Annotated in this window: 18 protein-coding genes; 17 read left to right on the forward strand and 1 reads right to left on the reverse strand. The window is 57.8% G+C overall.

Translation table 11 applies throughout. The features are described from left to right. Positions 1-120 precede the first annotated feature (120 nt). The 13 genes from AAAX75_RS08105 (at position 121) to AAAX75_RS08165 (ending at position 13,609) form a co-directional block, all read left to right on the forward strand. On the forward strand, positions 121-2,628 hold the full coding sequence (locus AAAX75_RS08105; RefSeq protein ID WP_349091810.1) for a hypothetical protein: 2,508 nt from the start codon (positions 121-123) through the stop codon (positions 2,626-2,628). Beyond that, positions 2,618-3,352, forward strand: a complete 735-nt coding sequence (locus AAAX75_RS08110) for a distal tail protein Dit (RefSeq protein ID WP_349091811.1) — start codon at positions 2,618-2,620, stop codon at positions 3,350-3,352. The genes AAAX75_RS08105 and AAAX75_RS08110 overlap by 11 nt, the downstream gene beginning before the upstream one ends. Next, positions 3,343-6,642 carry a phage tail spike protein gene (locus AAAX75_RS08115; RefSeq protein WP_349091812.1) on the forward strand — a complete coding sequence of 1,100 codons (3,300 nt, stop codon included), beginning with the start codon at positions 3,343-3,345 and terminating at the stop codon, positions 6,640-6,642. Before AAAX75_RS08110 ends, AAAX75_RS08115 begins: the two co-directional genes overlap by 10 nt. A 9-nt stretch (positions 6,643-6,651) precedes the next feature. Beyond that, the gene (locus tag AAAX75_RS08120; protein WP_349091813.1) at positions 6,652-6,837 is read left to right on the forward strand and encodes a hypothetical protein; all 186 of its coding nucleotides are present in this window, start codon (positions 6,652-6,654) and stop codon (positions 6,835-6,837) included. Next, entirely contained in the window at positions 6,824-7,213 is a 390-nt protein-coding gene (locus AAAX75_RS08125; protein ID WP_349091814.1) for a hypothetical protein, read from the forward strand. The genes AAAX75_RS08120 and AAAX75_RS08125 overlap by 14 nt, the downstream gene beginning before the upstream one ends. Then, positions 7,213-8,013 carry a BppU family phage baseplate upper protein gene (locus tag AAAX75_RS08130; protein WP_349091815.1) on the forward strand — a complete coding sequence of 267 codons (801 nt, stop codon included), beginning with the start codon at positions 7,213-7,215 and terminating at the stop codon, positions 8,011-8,013. The genes AAAX75_RS08125 and AAAX75_RS08130 overlap by 1 nt, the downstream gene beginning before the upstream one ends. Positions 8,014-8,015: 2 nt before the next feature. After that, positions 8,016-9,575, forward strand: a complete 1,560-nt coding sequence (locus tag AAAX75_RS08135) for a hypothetical protein (RefSeq protein WP_349091816.1) — start codon at positions 8,016-8,018, stop codon at positions 9,573-9,575. 454 nt (positions 9,576-10,029) lie between these two features. Beyond that, a complete protein-coding gene (locus AAAX75_RS08140) occupies positions 10,030-11,106 on the forward strand; it encodes a reverse transcriptase domain-containing protein (RefSeq protein ID WP_349091817.1) in 1,077 nt (358 codons plus the stop codon). Further along, entirely contained in the window at positions 11,063-11,350 is a 288-nt protein-coding gene (locus AAAX75_RS08145) for a hypothetical protein (protein WP_349091818.1), read from the forward strand. The genes AAAX75_RS08140 and AAAX75_RS08145 overlap by 44 nt, the downstream gene beginning before the upstream one ends. Beyond that, positions 11,350-11,478: a CD1375 family protein gene (locus tag AAAX75_RS08150; protein WP_349091819.1), complete on the forward strand. Its 129-nt coding sequence runs from the start codon at positions 11,350-11,352 to the stop codon at positions 11,476-11,478. Before AAAX75_RS08145 ends, AAAX75_RS08150 begins: the two co-directional genes overlap by 1 nt. Before the next feature lie 4 nt (positions 11,479-11,482). Next, positions 11,483-11,902, forward strand: coding sequence for a phage holin family protein (locus tag AAAX75_RS08155; RefSeq protein WP_349091820.1), 420 nt, complete (start codon positions 11,483-11,485; stop codon positions 11,900-11,902). Then, positions 11,880-12,584 carry a C39 family peptidase gene (locus tag AAAX75_RS08160; RefSeq protein ID WP_349091821.1) on the forward strand — a complete coding sequence of 235 codons (705 nt, stop codon included), beginning with the start codon at positions 11,880-11,882 and terminating at the stop codon, positions 12,582-12,584. The genes AAAX75_RS08155 and AAAX75_RS08160 overlap by 23 nt, the downstream gene beginning before the upstream one ends. Beyond that, complete coding sequence (locus tag AAAX75_RS08165; RefSeq protein WP_349091822.1) at positions 12,581-13,609, forward strand: GH25 family lysozyme; 1,029 nt, start codon at positions 12,581-12,583, stop codon at positions 13,607-13,609. The genes AAAX75_RS08160 and AAAX75_RS08165 overlap by 4 nt, the downstream gene beginning before the upstream one ends. Before the next feature lie 47 nt (positions 13,610-13,656). Here the strand turns inward: AAAX75_RS08165 and AAAX75_RS08170 are convergent, their stop codons facing one another. Then, positions 13,657-14,172, reverse strand: a complete 516-nt coding sequence (locus AAAX75_RS08170; RefSeq protein WP_349091823.1) for a hypothetical protein — start codon at positions 14,170-14,172, stop codon at positions 13,657-13,659. 1,174 nt (positions 14,173-15,346) lie between these two features. Here AAAX75_RS08170 and loaP point away from each other — a divergent pair. The 4 genes from loaP to AAAX75_RS08190 form a co-directional block, all read left to right on the forward strand. Beyond that, positions 15,347-15,892, forward strand: a complete 546-nt coding sequence (gene loaP, locus AAAX75_RS08175; RefSeq protein ID WP_349091824.1) for an antiterminator LoaP — start codon at positions 15,347-15,349, stop codon at positions 15,890-15,892. A gap of 66 nt (positions 15,893-15,958) precedes the next feature. Then, a complete protein-coding gene (locus tag AAAX75_RS08180) occupies positions 15,959-16,708 on the forward strand; it encodes a sugar transferase (protein WP_349091825.1) in 750 nt (249 codons plus the stop codon). Next, positions 16,708-17,874, forward strand: a complete 1,167-nt coding sequence (locus AAAX75_RS08185; RefSeq protein ID WP_349091826.1) for a DUF1972 domain-containing protein — start codon at positions 16,708-16,710, stop codon at positions 17,872-17,874. Before AAAX75_RS08180 ends, AAAX75_RS08185 begins: the two co-directional genes overlap by 1 nt. A 3-nt stretch (positions 17,875-17,877) precedes the next feature. Then, positions 17,878-18,385, forward strand: a 508-nt coding sequence (locus tag AAAX75_RS08190; RefSeq protein ID WP_349091827.1) for a sugar phosphate nucleotidyltransferase, incomplete at its 3' end; no start/stop codon positions are given.

Below are 18,385 nucleotides of genomic sequence, written 5' to 3' on the forward strand. Positions count from 1 at the left end.
GACGAGGAAGCAAGGAAAGGCGAGCAAGAGTTCTGGTCGTGAGGACAAAGCGACAGCGCACCGCAGGCGGCGCGCTGTTCTGTGCACTCATGGCTTCTTGACAGTTGAATAGAGGTGACCATGGCAGTTACTTACAAAGGTCTGACGATCAAGTTCGGCGGCGACACGACCGAGCTGCAAGGCGCACTCAAGAAGGTGCAGGGCACCGCCAAGGATACGCAGGGCGCGCTGAAGGACATCAACCGCGCGCTGAAGCTCGACCCAGGCAACACAGAGCTCCTGACCGAGAAGGCCAAGCTGCTGAACCGTGCGTACGATGAGACCAAGACCAAGCTCGACGCATATAAATCCGCGCTCGCTACCCTTGAGGAAAAGCAGCGCAGCGGCGTCGCGCTCACGGAGCGCGAACAGGCGCAGTATTCGAGCCTGAAGGCGCAGGTAGCCATCTGCGAGAGCCAGCTAGAGAGCTACGCAGATGACCTAAAGAGCGTAAGCCAGGAAGCGGAGGCATCCAAGACCGGCCTGTACCAATTCGGACAGACGGTACAGGACAACAGCGATAAGCTTGCGAAGGCCGGCAAGGGGCTTGAGACCGCCGGCAAGACGATTACCGGTGCCGTCGGCGGCGCTGCGACGGCACTCGTAGGTCTGGCATCCAGTCAGGAAGAAAACATCGAGCAGACGCATCAGCTCGACGCCGCATGGAAAGACGCCGGCGGAACGAGCGAGCAGGCAAGGAACTCGTACACACTCTTCTACAAGCTGCTCGGTGAAGAGGACACGGCAACGGAAGCCGCACAGAACCTTTCCCGACTGACCACGAACCAGCAGGAGCTGGACAAGTGGAACAACATCGCCGCAGGTTCCTTCTCTAAGTTCGGCGATGCCCTGCCGCTCGAGAACCTCGTCGAAGCGTCCCAGGAGACGGCTCACACGGGAACCGTCACCGGCGGACTTGCAGACGCGCTCAACTGGGCTACCGCGAGCAACGAGCAGTGGAGCGCCGCGCTCTCCGGAAACCAAGCCGCGCAGCAGGCGTTCAACGACGCGATTGGGCAGGGTGCTACCAAGGAGGACGCGTTCAACGCAGCCCTGGCGGCCTGCGGCAGCGAGCAGGAGCGCTCTTCGCTGATCACCCAGACTCTTGACGGCCTCTACGGCGAGATCGGCCAGACGTACAAGGACAACAACAAGACCCTACTCGACTCGCGCGAGCAGCAGGCTCAGTTCAACCAGAAGCTGACCGAAGCCGGCGAAGCCGCGCTGCCAGTGAAAGAGAAGGTCTTGGAGTTTGGCACCACGCTCCTCGAGAAGGTCGCTCCGGCGCTTGAGAGCGTTTCCGACTGGTTTCAGCAGCTGACTCCTGAGCAGCAAGACCTTGTGACCAACGTCGCGCTCGGCACCCTTGCCTTTGGCGGACTTGCGACCGGAGCCGGCAAGGTGTTGCAGGCGGGAAGCGAGATCGGCGGTACCATCAAAACAGTCTCGGAGAAGTTCGGCGGGCTCAAGGGCGCTATCGGTGCCGTCGGCAGCGGCTGGACTTCATTTACCGGAATCATAGCGGCAAACCCGATTTTGCTCGGAGTGGCGGCGGTTACCGCCGCCGTAGCCGGTCTCACGTGGTTCTTCACTCAGACCGAGACCGGCAAGCAGATGTGGTCTGATTTCACCGGATGGATTACCGAGAAGTGGCAGGGAGTCCAGGATTTCTTCGATGGGGTGCCCGCCTTCTGGCAGGGCGTCTGGGACAGGATAACCGGCAAGGCCGAGGAAGCCAAGAACGACCTCGGCGAGAAGTTCGACGGCATCAAGGAAGGCGCGTCGACCGCTTGGGAAAACCTGAAGGCAAATGCGTCCGATGCCTGGGGCAATCTCCAATCAGCAGCTTCGGAGAAATTCGGGGCGATCAAGGATTCAATCCAGAACGACATGCAGACAGGTCTCGCCGTCGGCTCTTCAAGCTCAAGCGCGCTTAGGGCCGCGATGAGCGGTGACTGGTCGACCGCCAAGACCGAAGCGTCCAACGCCTTCAACCTCATCAGGGACAACATAACGAACAAGCTCGACAACGCCAAGACCAACGCCATCAACGTCGGCAACGCAATCGGCGAGAAGCTCGGATTCCCCGGGCTCGGAACGAAGGTGGCGAACACGTTCGGAGGCATCAAGAGCAACATCACGAGCAAGATAACCGGGGCGTGGAACGCAATCAGCGGAATACCCGGACGAATCACCTCGGCGTTCTCGGGCATCCGCATCAACCTGCCGCACATCAACCTGCCGCATTTCAGCGTCTCATGGAGAGATATCGGCGGCGTCGTCAAGCTACCGAGCATCGGTGTGAGCTGGTACGCAAAGGGCGGTTACTTCGATAGGCCGAGCATCATCGGCGTCGGCGAAGCCGGCGGCGAGCACGTCACTCCTGATAAGAAGCTGCGTGCCAGCGTCGAGGACGCCGTATCCAGGGCTTTCGACCGCTGGGACGGCGGCGGCGCGCGACCCGTAAGCGTTGCGGTGACTGTCAACGCAACCATGAGCGACAAGATCGATGCATACACGACAGGACAGCAGATCGGCGCTGGCATCGCCAGCCGCCTGAAGCAGAGGGGAGTGACCGTTGGAGCGTAAACGCAAACGCAACCAGAGCGACAGCATCGTCTTCAACGGTCACAACCTGTCGAGCCTCGTCTTCTGCAAGATTCACCGCCCGATAATGGCAAGCGTGAAGCCGACGTTCGAGGAAGTGCCCGGTAGGCATGGCGAGCTGTTCAAGTCGGTAAAACGAGAGGGATATGACCTGACTGTCGACATGTGGCTGCGCACGGAACATCGGCGCGATGTCGCCGAAGTTCGTCACAAATTGGCGGCGATGCTCTGGACGGATGAACCGGCACCGCTGTACCTGCCGGATGACCCAACACGCTATCTCATGGCCATTGTAAGCGGCATCACAGATTTAGGTGAGATTACCGATGATTGCCCTGCCGCGTCGGTGACGTTCCATATCGGTGATCCGGACTATCACGGGCAGAGTCGCCGTATCGAGATGGCCGGCTCCGCTGCCGTCTCCGTAGGCGGAACGCTTCCCGCGTATATCAAGGTGACGGCGAAGCCGTCAGCAGGCAACGCCTGGAGGATTACCAACACCGACACGGGCGAGTTCGTAGAAATCGTCCAGCCGCTCACAACCAGCAGCACCATCAGGCTCGATTTCTCAACCGAGCATGCGACGGTCAACGGCTCTGTTGCCTCGCTCAACATCATGAGTGATTTCTTCGAGGTTAAAGACCGAGCACACCTGAAGATTTCAGGCGGAACGGCAATTATCGAATGGGAGGAACGATGGCTCTGATTTCGCGCATCGGGTTCACCCTGTTCGACCGCTGGGGTAACAACCTCGGTCGCCTGCCCTACACCAAGGCGAGCCATATCGAAGCGCTCGACCTGACCGATGAACTCAAGATCACTTGCGACCGCGAGCTCATCAAGGGGCAACGCATCGTTTGGATCGACCGTCAGGGAATCGCACACGAGCATCTGGTGGACGAGGTTTCCCAGATTCACGATGACGAAGGGAAGACCCACTGCAAAGCCGTGTGCATCAACTCGATAGCGGAGCTGCTCGATGACTACATCGAGGACAAGCGACCTAGCGGCGGCGTGGTCGAGGCGCTCACGTCTATCTTGAGCGGCACCAGATGGTCTGTCGGCAGGTGCGACCAGAAGGGGAACGCCTCGCATACCTTCTATCACATCAGCGTTCGCGAGGCTCTTACCGACTTCATCTCCGTTTGGGGCGGAGAGCTTGAAGTCACCATCGAGACGGATGGCACAAGGGTAACCAACCGCTCAATTGGCGTTCGAGCCTGTCGAGGTGACCAGCTGAGCCCGAAACGGTTCACATGGACTAAAGACCTCATCAACATCAAACGAAAAACCGCAAGCGCGAATCCGAAAACCCGCGTCTACGGCTACGGAAAAGGTGTCGAGACGGAGGGTGGCGGCTTCGGTCGCAGGCTTACCTTCGGAGCGATCAACGGCGGCAAAGATTACGTCGAGGATACCGCAGCGACCGATATATGGGGGCATCCAGACGGCAACGGCGGCATCGCTCCGGCGGTCGACGTGTACATCAACGAGCAGTGCGATGATCCCGCCCAACTCCTACAAGAGTCCAATAGCTATCTTGAGACCGTAAAAGAGCCTCAAGTCTCCTACGAAGCCGATGTTTTCGACCTTTACGCCTTCGGGCGAAGCTGGGAGGGCGTAGCCCTGGGTGACCGCGTGGCGATCATCGACAAGGAATTCTCCGAGACCGGCATACGCATTAAGGGCCGCGTTTCTCAGATAGAACGCAACCTGATTACCGCAGATACCACCGTGACGTTCGGCAACCTTGTTGACGCGCTAGCGGACATGTGGGAGACGGTGGCGGGAGCTTTGAAATCTGGAGTAGCTTCACGCGCCCAGATTGACGCGGTCTCCAACCCCTCAGTTGGATGGCTCAAGCTGCTGCAATCGGCTCTCAACGCTCAATTCAATGCCGTCGGCACATACAAGGTCGAGTCGTTCGAGCTCGGGCAGATCTTCAGTAACGTCGCGCTCAACGCGGAGACGGGCGCACCGGTCAAGACGACCGCGAACATGTGGGCTGTCAACATCAACGGCATGGGCATCCGCCTGGCTTCATCGCTCGCGGCGAACGGCCAATGGGATTGGACGACCTTCATCACCGGTGCGAGCGTCAACGCGAACTGCATCAACGTCGGCACCTTGCGCGCAGACCGCGTGCGCGCCGGCCTGCTGACAGATGAGAAGGGTAAGAATTACTGGGATCTGGACACCGGCGAGTTTCGATTGTCTGCCAGCACGACCGTCGGCAACAAGGATATAGCAACTGCGGACGCCGTGATTGCATCCGTCGATGTCGAGTACGCGCAAGGCGCATCGCGCGTCACCGAGCCGCAGGGCGGGTGGCAGACCACCGCTCCGCAATGGGTCTCTGGCAAGTACATCTGGACGCGCACCAAGACCACCATGCAGTCCGGAGATATCGAGTACAGCGAGCCCGTGTGCATCAGCGGCAGGGACGGCACCGACGGTGCCAAGGGGGACAAGGGCTCGACCGGTACCGGCGTGAGCGGCATCGTGGAGCAGTACTACCTGTCCACGAGCTCCACGGCGCAGTCCGGCGGCAGCTGGTCAGAGGCGCAGCCCGCGTGGAGTAAGGGCAAATACATCTGGACGCGAAGCAAGGTCACGTGGACGGACGGCTCGACCACGTACACCGCACCATGCCTCGCCAAGGCAATCAACGGCAGCAACCAGATGGCAGGAAGCGCCATCGTCTCGAGGGTAAAGCTGTACGCGAAAAACCAGTCTGACAGCGTGCCGCCGATCAATGCGCAGAATCCCGAGTTAGGATGGTCGAAAGACATCCCGCAATGGTCGAACGGATACTTTATCTGGGAGATGGACCGCATCACCTACGGTGACGGCTCGGTCAATTATTCCTCGCCTGTCCTCGTGGCTGCGCTGAACAAGGCCAACCAGAGCGCGTACGATCTTAACCAGTCCCTTAGCGACCTCGACACCACGGTCAACGACCTCGCCACAGACGGCGTGGTCACCGAAGCCGAGAAGGCCGCGGTCAAGAAAATCCAGCAGACCATCGACAAGGAGAAGGACGAGCTCACCACCCAGTACAACGGCCTGAAGTCCAACAAGTCACTGAATCAATATTTCCTCGGCAATGTCCTAGGCCCAACGTACAATTCTGCTTTCGGCGCGGGCGGCTCATACGGCTCGCTCAACACCGCCATCTCGGACGTGCTCAAATGCACCACGAAGGAAGCGCTGGATAGCGCCATGGCTACCTATAAGTCCTGCTACAACACGCACTCAAGTAACGTCAATACATATACCGCCGCGGCACGTCAGGCGCAGCACGCAATTGAGCAGCAGGATGCCAAGTCGATGGCGCAGGGTCTGCTCGACAACTACGACGATGATCTCAATCAGCTTAAGATTTTCAACCGTCTGACAAACAACGGTGCCGAGCAGGGCATCTACATGCAGGATGGCAAGCTGTATATGAACGCCAGCTACATTGCCGCAGGTATCATCGCAGACGTGACAAACACGAACAGTTGGAACCTAAAGACCGGCTATTTCAAGACAACACGCGGAACAATCGGCGGCTTCACAATTGACAAGTTCGACATCTCCAACAACAGGCTGTCGCTTCGGGATGACGGGCCTCATTTCATCTACGACAGCAAAGATATTGGCTTCATAGGCAGCAACCATCTTGTCGACTATCCAAAAGTCTACGGACTTAACTTCAATCTGAAAGAGTCCGGCGGCTATATGTCTTGGGCTGCGATGAAGAACGCAGACGATCCGTATTACGCAATGAAGCTGACGTATGCAAACAAGCCCAACATCGGTTTCACGGCGTACGCACTCAACGCCGGATGTGATCTGGACATGCACGATTGGTCAATCAAATCCGCAAAGCTCGACAGCGAATGTTGGGTAGGCGGCGGGCTCAACGCGACCGATATTATCAGGCTCAGGACGGCTGACGACAGCGGATACTACGACGTCAAAATATGGCATGGATTCGTCTACAGCACTTAAGGAGGACTTTTGGACGATATGAAGATGGTCATCGAGTGCGGGGAGCCAAACCCGGAGATCGTCGCCGAGCCGACAAAAACGGCGTATACGGAATCTCAGAGGCTGGATAAAATCGACAAGAAGCTGAATGCGATCTTGAAAGCGCTTGGGGTTAACGCTGCAAGCCTGGAGGAGGAGACCGATGAAGCTAACTAACGAGAAGGTCGCGGCAATGTGCCGAGACCTCGAAAACGGCGTACTGGATAACGTCGGTATCGTTGGCTACACGGCGGCGCGAAACTATCGCGCTTTGCATGACGTCGCCGAGCCCTTCTTCATCCAGCGCAACAAGCTGATCATGGAATACGGAGATGCGCAGTACGACGGTGACGGCAACATCGACGACTATGTGGTCGACCCCAAATCGGAGAAGTTCGCCGCTTTCGCCGCAAAGTACCAGGAGCTCGCCGATATCGAGTGCGAGGTCGAGATTCTGACCCTGCCCGAGGAGAAGGCAATCGACGCCATCAGTGGGGCTCAGCTGCTCCAGCTGAGCTGGATGTTCGAGCGCGGACTGGAGGCCACGGAATAGTGAACACACAGACCATTGAGCTTGATGTCGACAAGCGCGGATGCGGCAACAGCTGCATCCGCATCGCCCAGGGCGAGAGCGGAGGCACCACCATTAAGGCGCTCGTCTACGACAATGGCGGTGAGTTCGCTCTCGCGGGCTATACGGCGTACCTGGTTGCACGTCTGCCCGACCGCATCCACTACTACAAGGGAACCGCGACGGTTTCCGGCAATACCGTCACGCACGTCTGCGAGGAATCGAAGCTCGCGTGCGTGCCCGGCTATACCGACGAAGCCTATTTCGAATTCACAAAGGGCTCGCAGACGGTGCAGACAGAGCGCTTCGCGCTTGACATCATGCGTGACGCACGCGAGGGGAATACTCCGGCGAAATCATGGGACAACGCAGTAGAGGCGCTTGAGAAGCGTGCCGAAACCGCCGTCACCAAGGGCGAGCAGGCCGTCACCGATGCGGGCAAGGCGCTGAATAACGCCAATGCTGCGGTGAAAATCTGCAAGAGCGCCACGGACGCGGCCAACACCGCGACGGGCAAGGCGAACGCCGCGACAAAGAGCGCCACAGATGCCGCCTCTGCCGCAAATACAGCCAAGGCGAACGCCGACACCGCAACCAATGCGGCGAATGCCGCGACAAACGCGGCGAACGCATCCAAGGACAGCGCGGATAAGGCGGCAGCGGACGCACGTAAGGCCGCAGAGGAAGCTCGCGGCTCGATCAACCCCGACAAGCGCATCTATATCGCCTTCGACACCGTTGGCGATACGGAGTACATCACACTAGTCGATACGGAGGATTAGGCATGAGCAAGACGCACATCGCCGATCACGAAACGCTTGAGCGCGTCGCAATCGCGCTTGAATCAATGGGGGCGGCTTCCGTCCCCATTTTTAATGACGAGACCGGGCGCTACACCAACTCGTCCATTGCCGCCTGGCTCGCAAAGATGCGCGACGGCAAGAACTACGGCGTGAGCATCCCCAAGGGCAGTTCGACCGCCTGCACCAAGACCGGCGCGAACGCCGGAATCGCCAACCCCAAGCCCGGCGTCATCGGGCGCGCGGCGATCGACCCGTACGTCAACCAGGGCGCGTTTTTCTTCGTGGAGGTCAACGGCGGCGTGGATGCCGACGGAATGCCATACGTCACGGCAATCGACGGCGACGGACGCTTCTCGCGTCTCGACGATACATGGGTCTTGACGCCTGTGCTCTACACGCTCGAGAACGAGACCGATAACGCGGTTAACCTCACCGTCTCGGACACGCGCCAACCGGGCATGAAGCGGCAGCCCGCCGCGCTGCTCCCCAACGGCGCGCAGCGTCCCTATATGCTCTACGCGAAGTATGCCCTGTCGGTCGATGCCGACGGCAAGCCGCGCAGCGTGAGCGGCGCACAGGTGAAGCGCTTCGTAAGCCACGATACCGGCGTCTCGCTCATGAAAACGGCAACGACGGGTGATTCATTCAAGACCGCCGCCGATGACTGGTATGTCAAGGCCATGTTCCTCTTGAAGTATGCCACCAAGAACAGCCAGAGCGTGTTCGCGGGCTGCACGAGATACGACGTGCAGATGAGCCCGACCGTGGCAGAGAGCAACACCACGCGCGTCGTGGTCGCGAAGGAGAAGGCCGATCAGATTCTTATCGGCTCTTCGATGATTCTTGGAACACATACGGGTACGTCGAACGACCGTGGCAATGGCTACAACTATGACGTGTTCGATGCCGCGACAGTTATCAAGAAGGTCGATGTCGACGCATCGAACACCGCCATCTACTTCGACGTAGTTAAGCCGTTCACGACTGCCACCACATACCTTTTGAGCACCGTCCCGTGGAGGGCTGGCGCTTGCGATGCGGTTGAGGGCGACGGATCGCCGACGAGCTGCACGGACGGAAAGCAGCCCTTTGTCGTCCAAGGTATTGAGCTCGGTCTCGGTATGTATGAGGTTCTCGGAAACGTCCTAATCCAGTACACAGGTACTGGCACGGTTGTTTACGTGAACCCGGACACTAAGAACGAGAAGGCCGGCAGCTCACCGGACAGCGCGCTGTCTGCCGGGGCTTTTCCCGGACAAGCAGCCGAGGGATGGAATTACGCTCTTTACTGCAAGACGGTCAACGGACTGATGATTCAGCAGGGGACGGGTGCGTCGACTTCTGTTGGCATCTGCGACGGCAACTACAAGGTCGCTGACACCACCGTCGGCTGGAGAGAGTGGCTTTCTCTCGGCAGCTTGTGGAACTGGGGCAATGCTGGCCTTTGGTGCGTCAACGGCAGCAACGGCTCCGGCGCCGCCTGGTGGAGCTTCGGCTCGCGCCGCTCTGCCAATGGTCGCTCTAGGGGTGAAGCGGCGTAAGCCGCGAGGGGACTTGTCCCCTTATGAAAACAAGCAGGGATTCGCGGCGCGCGGGCTGTCATGTTCTATTGGCTTTCTCTCGGCAACTTGAGGAACAGGGGCAATGCTGGCCTTTGGTACGTCAACGGCAACAACGGCACCGGCGACGCCAGGTGGAACATCGGCTCGCGCCTATCTGGAAAAACAAGCAATCATACCAGCTACACATATACTTCCGCCGCGACTACCCGCCGCCGCTGGTGGCGAGCGGGCATTTGGCCTGGGTCAACTGACTGAAATGGCTTTAAGACCACTGGGCTAGTAGCCGACAGGTGAAACCTCAGACAGTATCCAGAGAGAAACGGTCTGAAAATTGAAAACATATTGCAGAGGGCTTCGCATAGACGGGGCCCTCATTTATAGAGCCTACGGTAATTGGCTCAAGGCACCGGCAGGCAAGAAGAACGCCTGGCGCGTGCCGATTGAATACGGCAGCGTGGCTTCGCTTCTGGCTGAGATCGAGGGCGAGATTTGCCATCGCTCGCTGGCATTTCAACCGATCAGACGCCATTGGTACCGCGAGCCAACCAACGGAAAACTACGGCTCATCGGCGTGGAGAGCGTCAAGCAGCAGATCTGCGATTACGTCGCAATTGAAGCTCTTCATGACTTGTTGCACGCTAAGGTTGGCTTCTGGCAGGTTTCGAGCGTCAAGGGCAAGGGGCAGACTATGGCGGCGAATGCCGTGAGCCGCTGGTCTCAGGAGGGCGGCTATTTCGTCCACCTTGACATTCGCAAATGCTACCCGTCAATCAAGACGGACGTGGTGATGGGCGTCCTTCGCCACTACGTGCGGAGTCCTGATGTCATGTATGTATGCAGGACGCTGCTCTACACATACGATGACGGGCTTGAGATCGGCAGCTACTTCAGTCTCCGCATGGCGCAGCTCGTTCTGTCCTTTGGCTACCACTCCGTAGAGGGCATGCACAAGGTGCGGCGAGGCAAGAGCGTCGCGATGGTGTCGCATCAGCTTTGGTACGCAGATGACATCTATCTATTCAGCCAGGACAAGCGCAACTTGCGCAGCGCCGCGAGGGAATTGCAAAGGCTCCTCCTTAAGCGCTACGGGCTGCATCTCAAGGCATGGAAAATCTGCCGCATATCGAACGATGAGCCGGTGGATGTCGTCGGGTTCATAGTGCGACCAAACCGCGTGACGCTGCGACCCTCGCTGTTCCTGCGCGCGTGCCGGGCATATCGGAAATACAGGCGATCGCCCACTCTCAAGCGCGCAAGGCGCGTGACGAGCTACAACGGCTGGTTCAAGCACTCAGATTCGAGCAGCCTGGTTAGGGACAACGGATTTGACCAGGTATTCAAAAAGGCAAGGCGGCACGTGAGTGCTGCGGGAAGGAAGAAACATGAGCTATCAGACAGTATCGGCAACACCGCTAGCACCTGTGCTGATCGAAGCGCGCGCCGACGGTCTCACGTCCGACGTGTGGATGCGCAAGAACATCCAGAAGGACGTTGCAGACAACGGCATTGACTCAGGTAAAGCCATCGAGTTCTACCGAGCCGATGAGATTCACTTCGTACAGGCAGGAGTTCCGACGCTCGACGGCATCACAGCCGCATTCGACGAGCTCTGGGCAGCGCACGAGGATGACGTCCTCAGCGACACCGAGCGCATCGACAAGATCATCGAGTCGCTTTCCGAGACGAGGGCGGCTCTCGAAGACACCAATGCCGCGCTGCTGGAGATCGGTGACATCGTTGGAGGCGAAGAGTGATGGCGAAAATCTACTTCGAAGCCGTCAAAGACGAAAGGCGCACGCTTGAGAGCGTCCCGAAGCGCTGGCGCGCTGCCGTCGCAGCAATGCTCGAAGCATCTAAAAAAGACACTGACCAGGAGGAATAATCAAATGGATCTCACACCTATCTACACGTTCACCGAGCAGCAGGTATGGGCTATCGCCGGCGCATTCATCCTCATGCTCTTCGACATGGTGAGCGGCATCATTCAGGCAGTCATGAACCGTGAGTTCCGCAGCTCCACGATGCGCACCGGTCTCGGCCACAAGGCGGTACTGGCGCTTATCATCCTGCTCGCGATCTGCATCGAAATCCTCAGCGCCCACGTTGCCGGTCTCGGCTTCGGCGGCGTGACCATCTACGTCGTGTGCGTCGCGATCATCATCATGGAGGTCGCGAGCATCATGGAGAACCTCTGCAAGGCTTATCCCGAGCTTGCAGACCTTCCGGTCATGAAGATCTTCGAGCATGCGGAGGCGGATGCGGTCAACCCTAAGACGGTCGCAAATGAAGTGTACAAGCGCGGCTAGGCTCCGGCTCGCGGCAGCGCTACTTCTTGGCATTGCAGTCGGCTACAGCGCTTGGATCGGCATCGCAGCGCAGCATGTGCAGGCAGACAGCATAAGCAGTATAAAGACCTACGAGCGCGGATACAGCGACGGAGTTCAGGACGCGCAGCCAATTTACGACAAGAGCGATTCTAAAAAGAGCGGCAATATGCCGCTCTTTTTGCAAAAAGACCCGCAATGGTCATCGACCGCCTATAGCGACGAGACCATCGGCACCTACGGGTGCGGCCTCACGTGTGCCGCCATGGCGCTGAGCTACGAGCAGGGTGCGCCGGTGACACCGGATGCCCTCGCAAACATCGTGGGCGATTCGTGCCTTACAGACCGAGTAAACGACATGGCGAAGTTCACGCAATTCGCCCACGACAGATACGGATACGACCGAGTTGGCACCTTCTGGGGCACGGACAGTGCCCTCGATTATGTCGACGACGGATGGATCGTATTCGCCGGAGTTAGTGGTCAGCTGGGAGACCGTGAATACGGCAGCCACGTCGTGATGATCTGGCGCGCGAACGATGACAGGACGTATGCGCTACGTGACCCGGACGATGGAGCCAACTCAATCAAAGCATGGACAAGGGAAGAGCTCGAAGCCGTCTGCTTCGGCTCATTTAACGCTATTAGAGGTGATGCGCAATGACGATGAAGGGCATCGACATTTCTGATTATCAGCGAGGTCTCGACCTCACTAAAATCGATTACGATTTCGTATTCTGCAAGGCGACCGAGGGCATCGATAAGGTTTATTCGACTTGCGACCCGTTTATCCAGACGGCGATCAGTCAGAAGAAACTCTATGGCTTCTACCATTTCCTTGACCAGTCCGACCCGGTAAAGCAGGCCGAGTTCTTCTACGCCAACTGCAAGAACTACTTCGGCAAAGGTATCCCGATGCTCGACTACGAAGCATACGGTCGCATTGGAACTGATAAGGCGAAGCTGTTCCTGGATAAGATCTACGAGCTCACCGGTGTTCGCTGCATCGTCTATATGAGCCGAAGCGTCACCACAGAGGAAGACTGGTCGCAGATTGCAAAGAACCACGCGCTCTGGGTCGCTCAATACGCTGGCAACAACGACACTGGATACCAAGATTCCCCTTGGCTTCCTGATGGTGGATTCGGTGCCTGGAACAGCTGCATCATCCATCAATACTCTTCTCACGGGCGCTTAAACGGGTATGACAAATACCTCGATCTCGATATCGCCTACATGGACAAGAAGGCATGGTTTAAGTACGTGCATGGCGAGAGAGTTGATACTGGCAGCGCGGCTGAGAATTGTCCTGATGGCTCTACTGCAAATCTCGCGGCAGCGGTCATGCGCGGGGAGTACGGCAATGGAGACGAGCGCCGTAAGCGCTTGGGGTATCGATATGATGAGGTGCAGGCGCTAATCAACCGCGCAAGCTCTTCTAGCGTCGACGATCTTGCCAAAGACGTGCTCAACGGAGTATTTGGCAACGGCGATACGCGCCGCGCCATTCTTGGCTCTCGTTACGATGAGGTGCAGGAACGTGTCAACGGGTACTCTTCAAGTGTTGACATCGACGCGCTCGCTCGCGCCGTGATTCGAGGTGAATACGGTGACGGCAGTGAGCGCCGTGCCAAGCTCGGAGCCAACTTCGATGCGGTTCAAAAACGAGTTAACGAACTTCTTAAATAGCATAGAAATGAGCCCGCACCCTGTAATGGGGTGCGGGCTCATTGCGTTTAGATGTCGAAATAGAACTCTCGCCACTTCTTAAGCTCTTCGTCGGTCATGCTCGCTGCATAATCGAGCAGCTGCTCTTCCGTCTTCGAACGGTCAATCATGACTTGCTCGACATAATTCAAGTTGAGCCAAAGGGAGCGGTCGCTCTCGAACTCTACGCCCTTGTCCATCAGCCATTCGAAGATTTCCTCAACGCTTCCGCCGTCGATTTCCGTCCACTCGTGATGGTCTCCAGTGCTCGAGATGTCAGCTTTCATGTCGACGCACCAGTCGACATACTCGCCGGAGATAGTGATCGTCACGTCGCCTTCGTTGGCCGTCTCGAAAACGTAGGTCTTGGGCCTTTTCCTCGATTCCATATCCTTTCTGATGAGGTCTTTGATGTACTGGTTACGGTTCGCCTTGCCTTGGAAGTATTCCAGGACTTCGGCATCGGACGGGAAGAACTTCACGTTGAACGACTTTACGTTCGCTTTGCGGTACTTCTCCGTTGCCTTGCTTCGCGCATCTGCCATGCTGTATCCTTTCGCTAAAGGCTCTGGGCATCATTTCAAGGTGGGCGGGTTGCCCGCAGCCAAGCGGGCAACCCTTCCGCTTACCGTTTATTCAAAAGACGGAAGCGGATTTGGACGGTGACTGCTAATCGCCAAACCCTGAACGTGATGCTCATTGCCTTGCTCCTTTCTGTCTTTCGAAAAGCCTTATTGCCTTTCGACACTTATTATTATAGGGGTACCACCATATAATACAAGGTATAGGGGTACCACTACACAAAGCGGACACAATTATGATTTGTTGTCCGGCGATTCGCAAAAAGTAATGACGGCAAGCCAGCTCCGAGTTAGCTTGATTTCAACTGAGTTGACATATATAGTGTTCGCAGTAAGTAGCTTCTGCTCCACCATCGTGAATGCAAAGGCCTTCGGAATTCTGAAGGCCTTTTTTCATGTCAAAACACCATGCGCTACAAACCCCACCTACGCAACAAAAAGTTGCACAAATTTTTTCCCATTTCTGTACATAGTTTGTTAGCCAAACGCGATTATCAGTGTAGATCGCCGTTCCATTTGGGCTTCAGGAACGCCTCTAATCACCGTTAGCGTCCCAATAACCTGCGCCAACGTGAACAAGTTCCCAAAACAACCCCCTTTAGCACGTCAAATGAACGATATGTTGTCCAACGCAGCCCAAATCAGTTTCGCTAACAGCTTGTGCTAGGATACGTAACGTTACATGAGTTCAACTGTGCTCACGGCTCTAATAGGCCACATAGCACGGGGTTGATCAGCATCCGGTCGTAACGGCGGTGTTAGAAAAACCACGAGCTCCAATATCGACTGTCATGCGCGATTTTGCACTTGCTTTTATGGCTACTTTTAAGTTTGCATTAGATGGTGCAATGAATTGCCACGGCAACCTACAGCAGTTCTGCAGCTGTTTGCGTTCGGTCCAGTTTTGTACCCGCTTGACTGGCTCGCACGCAGCCAGCTGGGGATGCGGTCTTTTTGCGATACACGTCCGCGTCTCTAGTAACTGCACTTATACATACCGTTCACGGTGGGGCAGAGCCACGTGCTTGTCTAACTGGGCTCAGGGTTTGAATATGGAGCGCCTTCGCGCACAAGCGCCCTGGCGAAGCCATACCCAAACCCCGTGAGCCACACGTAAGACAGCAAGGGGGTGGTGCTCGTGTGGTATGTGATCCAGGTCATTAACGGTCGCGAAGACGTAATGCGCGAGCGCATCGAGCGCATGGTGCCGACGAGCACCATGCAGGAGCTCTTTTATCCCCAATTTCAAACAGAAATCAAGGTACACGGCGAATGGGTCGATACGACCAAGCCGCTCTTTCCCGGTTATCTTATCTGCGATACGGCAGATCCCCGAACCGTGCAACAGTTTCTGCTACGCATGGACGACTTTGCCCGAGTGCTATCCCAGGACGGTCAGTTTGTGCCGCTGGCAAAAGAAGAGGTCCAGCTTATTGGCGGATTTACGCATAGGGGAGACCGCGTGGTGCCCATGAGTGAGGCCCTAAAAGACGGCGATCAGGTCGTAGTGACGGCAGGTCCACTGCTGGGCCACGAAGGCCTTATCAAAACCATTAACAGGCGCAAGAGCACCGCTTATTTGGAGCTCGATCTGTGCGGCCGACGCGTAACCACTCGCGTCGGCCTCGCGGTGCTTTCAAACGAGCAGCGCGCCATGCGCAACATCAAAAAGGCAATCGCCTAGCTGCTGGCGGTCGCCACACAGAACAGGGAGGATCCCCGACGCGGGGACGAAGTGTTGGAAGAGAACGTGCCGGATAAAAATCAATATGCAACTGATGCGCCCGTGGGGGCGGCACTGATTGCTCAGGCCATGGACCGGCGTGAGGGCGTCGGCCGTTACAAGGCCATGCAATCCATCATGGACTGGGATCGTTCGCGCCTGGTCTACCGCGCCGTTAAGCGCGCCTTTGACGTCGTGTTCAGCGGCTGCGTGCTGGCCGTCATTTCCGTTCCCAGCCTTGTGCTTGCCGCGGCCATCCGCCTTGAGAGCGAGGGCAACCCCTTCTACAGCCAGATCCGCGTGGGCCAGACCCACCGCGATGGCAGCCTGTCAACCTTCCGCATGTGGAAGTTCCGCTCCATGTACAAGGACGCCGACGAGCGCCTCTCCGAGCTCAAGGAGCAGAACGAGATCGCCGGCGCCATGTTCAAGATGAAGGAGGACCCGCGCGTCACCAGGATCGGCAAGTTCATCCGCAAGCACTCCATTGACGAGTTCCCACTGTTCCTGAACGTGTTTCTGGGCCAGATGTCCGTGGTGGGCCCGCGTCCGCCGCTGCCGAATGAGGTAGCTGAGTACACCGAGTACGACCTGCAGAGGTTAGCAGTGAAACCAGGTATTACGGGGCTCTGGCAGGTTACGGAGCGCAACTCCACCGGTTTCGACGGCATGGTCCGCCGGGACCTCGAATACATAGCCAAGCGCGGAGTCATCACGGACTTCAAGATCATCCTCCTAACGGTTCTGGAGGTCTTTAACGGGAGCGATGCGTACTAATGCAGCATGTTTTCATCATCGGATCCAAGGGAATTCCGGCAAACTACGGCGGTTACGAGACGTTCGTGGAGAAACTGACCGAGAATCAGGTATTGCCCGACATCAAGTACCACGTGGCGTGCGCTGTGGACTCCGCCGAGGAGGTCGGCGAGTTCGAGCACAACGGAGCGCATTGCTTCAAGGTACTACGCAGGCCCGTCGGAGCCGCTAGGGCGATCTTCTACGACATAGACGCCCTCAAGTGGTGCACCGCCTATATCGAGAATAACCGTGTCGAGCACCCCATCGTCTACGTGCTGGCCTGTCGCATCGGACCGTTTTTCGGAAAGTACGTAAAGATGATCCACGCCCTTGGTGGCAAGGTCTTCGTGAACCCCGACGGCCACGAGTGGAAGCGCGCCAAGTGGAGCGCGCCCGTCCGCAGGTACTGGAAAGTCTCGGAGCGCGGGATGGTCAAGCACGCCGACCTGATGGTGTGCGACTCCAAGAACATCGAGAAGTACATTCGAGGGGAGTATGCCGACCTGCACCCCGAGACGACCTTCATCGCCTACGGGGCCGACATCAGGCACTCAGCGCTCGCGGACGACGACCCCAAGTTCACTGGATGGCTCTCCGAGAAGGGCCTCAAGCCCTTCGGCTACTACCTGGTCGTGGGACGCTTCGTGCCCGAGAACAACTACGAGACCATGATCCGGGAGTTCATGGCTTCCGACTCCAAGCGGGATTTCGCGCTCGTGACGGGAGTGGACGACTCCTTCCTCGCGGAGCTCGAGCGGAAGACGCACTTCAAGTCCGACCCACGCATCAAGTTCGTCGGGACCGTCTACGACCAGGAGCTCCTGAAGAAGATCCGTGAGCAGGCTTACGGCTACTTCCACGGCCATGAGGTCGGGGGTACCAATCCGAGCCTCCTGGAGGCGCTGGCGTCCACGCGCCTCAACCTCCTTCTCGACGTCGGTTTCAACCGCGAGGTCGCTGAGGACTCGGCCCTGTATTGGAGCAAGGAATCCGGAGACTTGGCTGAACTTATCAATAGCGCCGACGTGATGGATTGGAAGTCGATCGAGGAGCTCGATACGGCATCGACCTCCGTTATCCGCGACCGGTATTCGTGGCGGTCCATCACTGACAGCTACGAAGACCTTTTCCTCGGAAGGAGATAACCAGTGAAAGGCATCATCCTCGCAGGCGGGTCCGGCACGCGCCTGTACCCGCTCACGCTCGTGACCTCCAAGCAGCTGCTGCCGGTCTACGACAAGCCCATGATCTACTACCCGCTGTCCACCCTCATGCTTGCGGGCATCCGGGACATCCTGGTCATCTCCACGCCGACCGACCTGCCCAACTTCGAGCGCCTGCTCGGGGACGGCTCGCGCTACGGCGTCAACCTGTCCTACGCCGAGCAGCCGAGCCCGGACGGCCTGGCCCAGGCCTTCACCATCGGCGAGGAGTTCATCGCCGGCGAGCCGTGCGCCCTGGTGCTGGGCGACAACATCTTCTACGGCAACGGCCTGTCGCGCCACCTGACGCGCGCCGTCCAGAACGCCGAGTCGGGCCGCGCCACGGTCTTCGGCTACCACGTGGACGACCCCGAGCGCTTCGGCGTCGTGGAGTTCGACCGCGAGGGGAGGGCCGTCTCCATCGAGGAGAAGCCCGCCGAGCCCAAGTCGAGCT

The sequence above is a fragment of the Collinsella sp. CLA-ER-H7 genome (genome assembly GCF_040092345.1).
Lineage (GTDB): Bacteria > Actinomycetota > Coriobacteriia > Coriobacteriales > Coriobacteriaceae > Collinsella.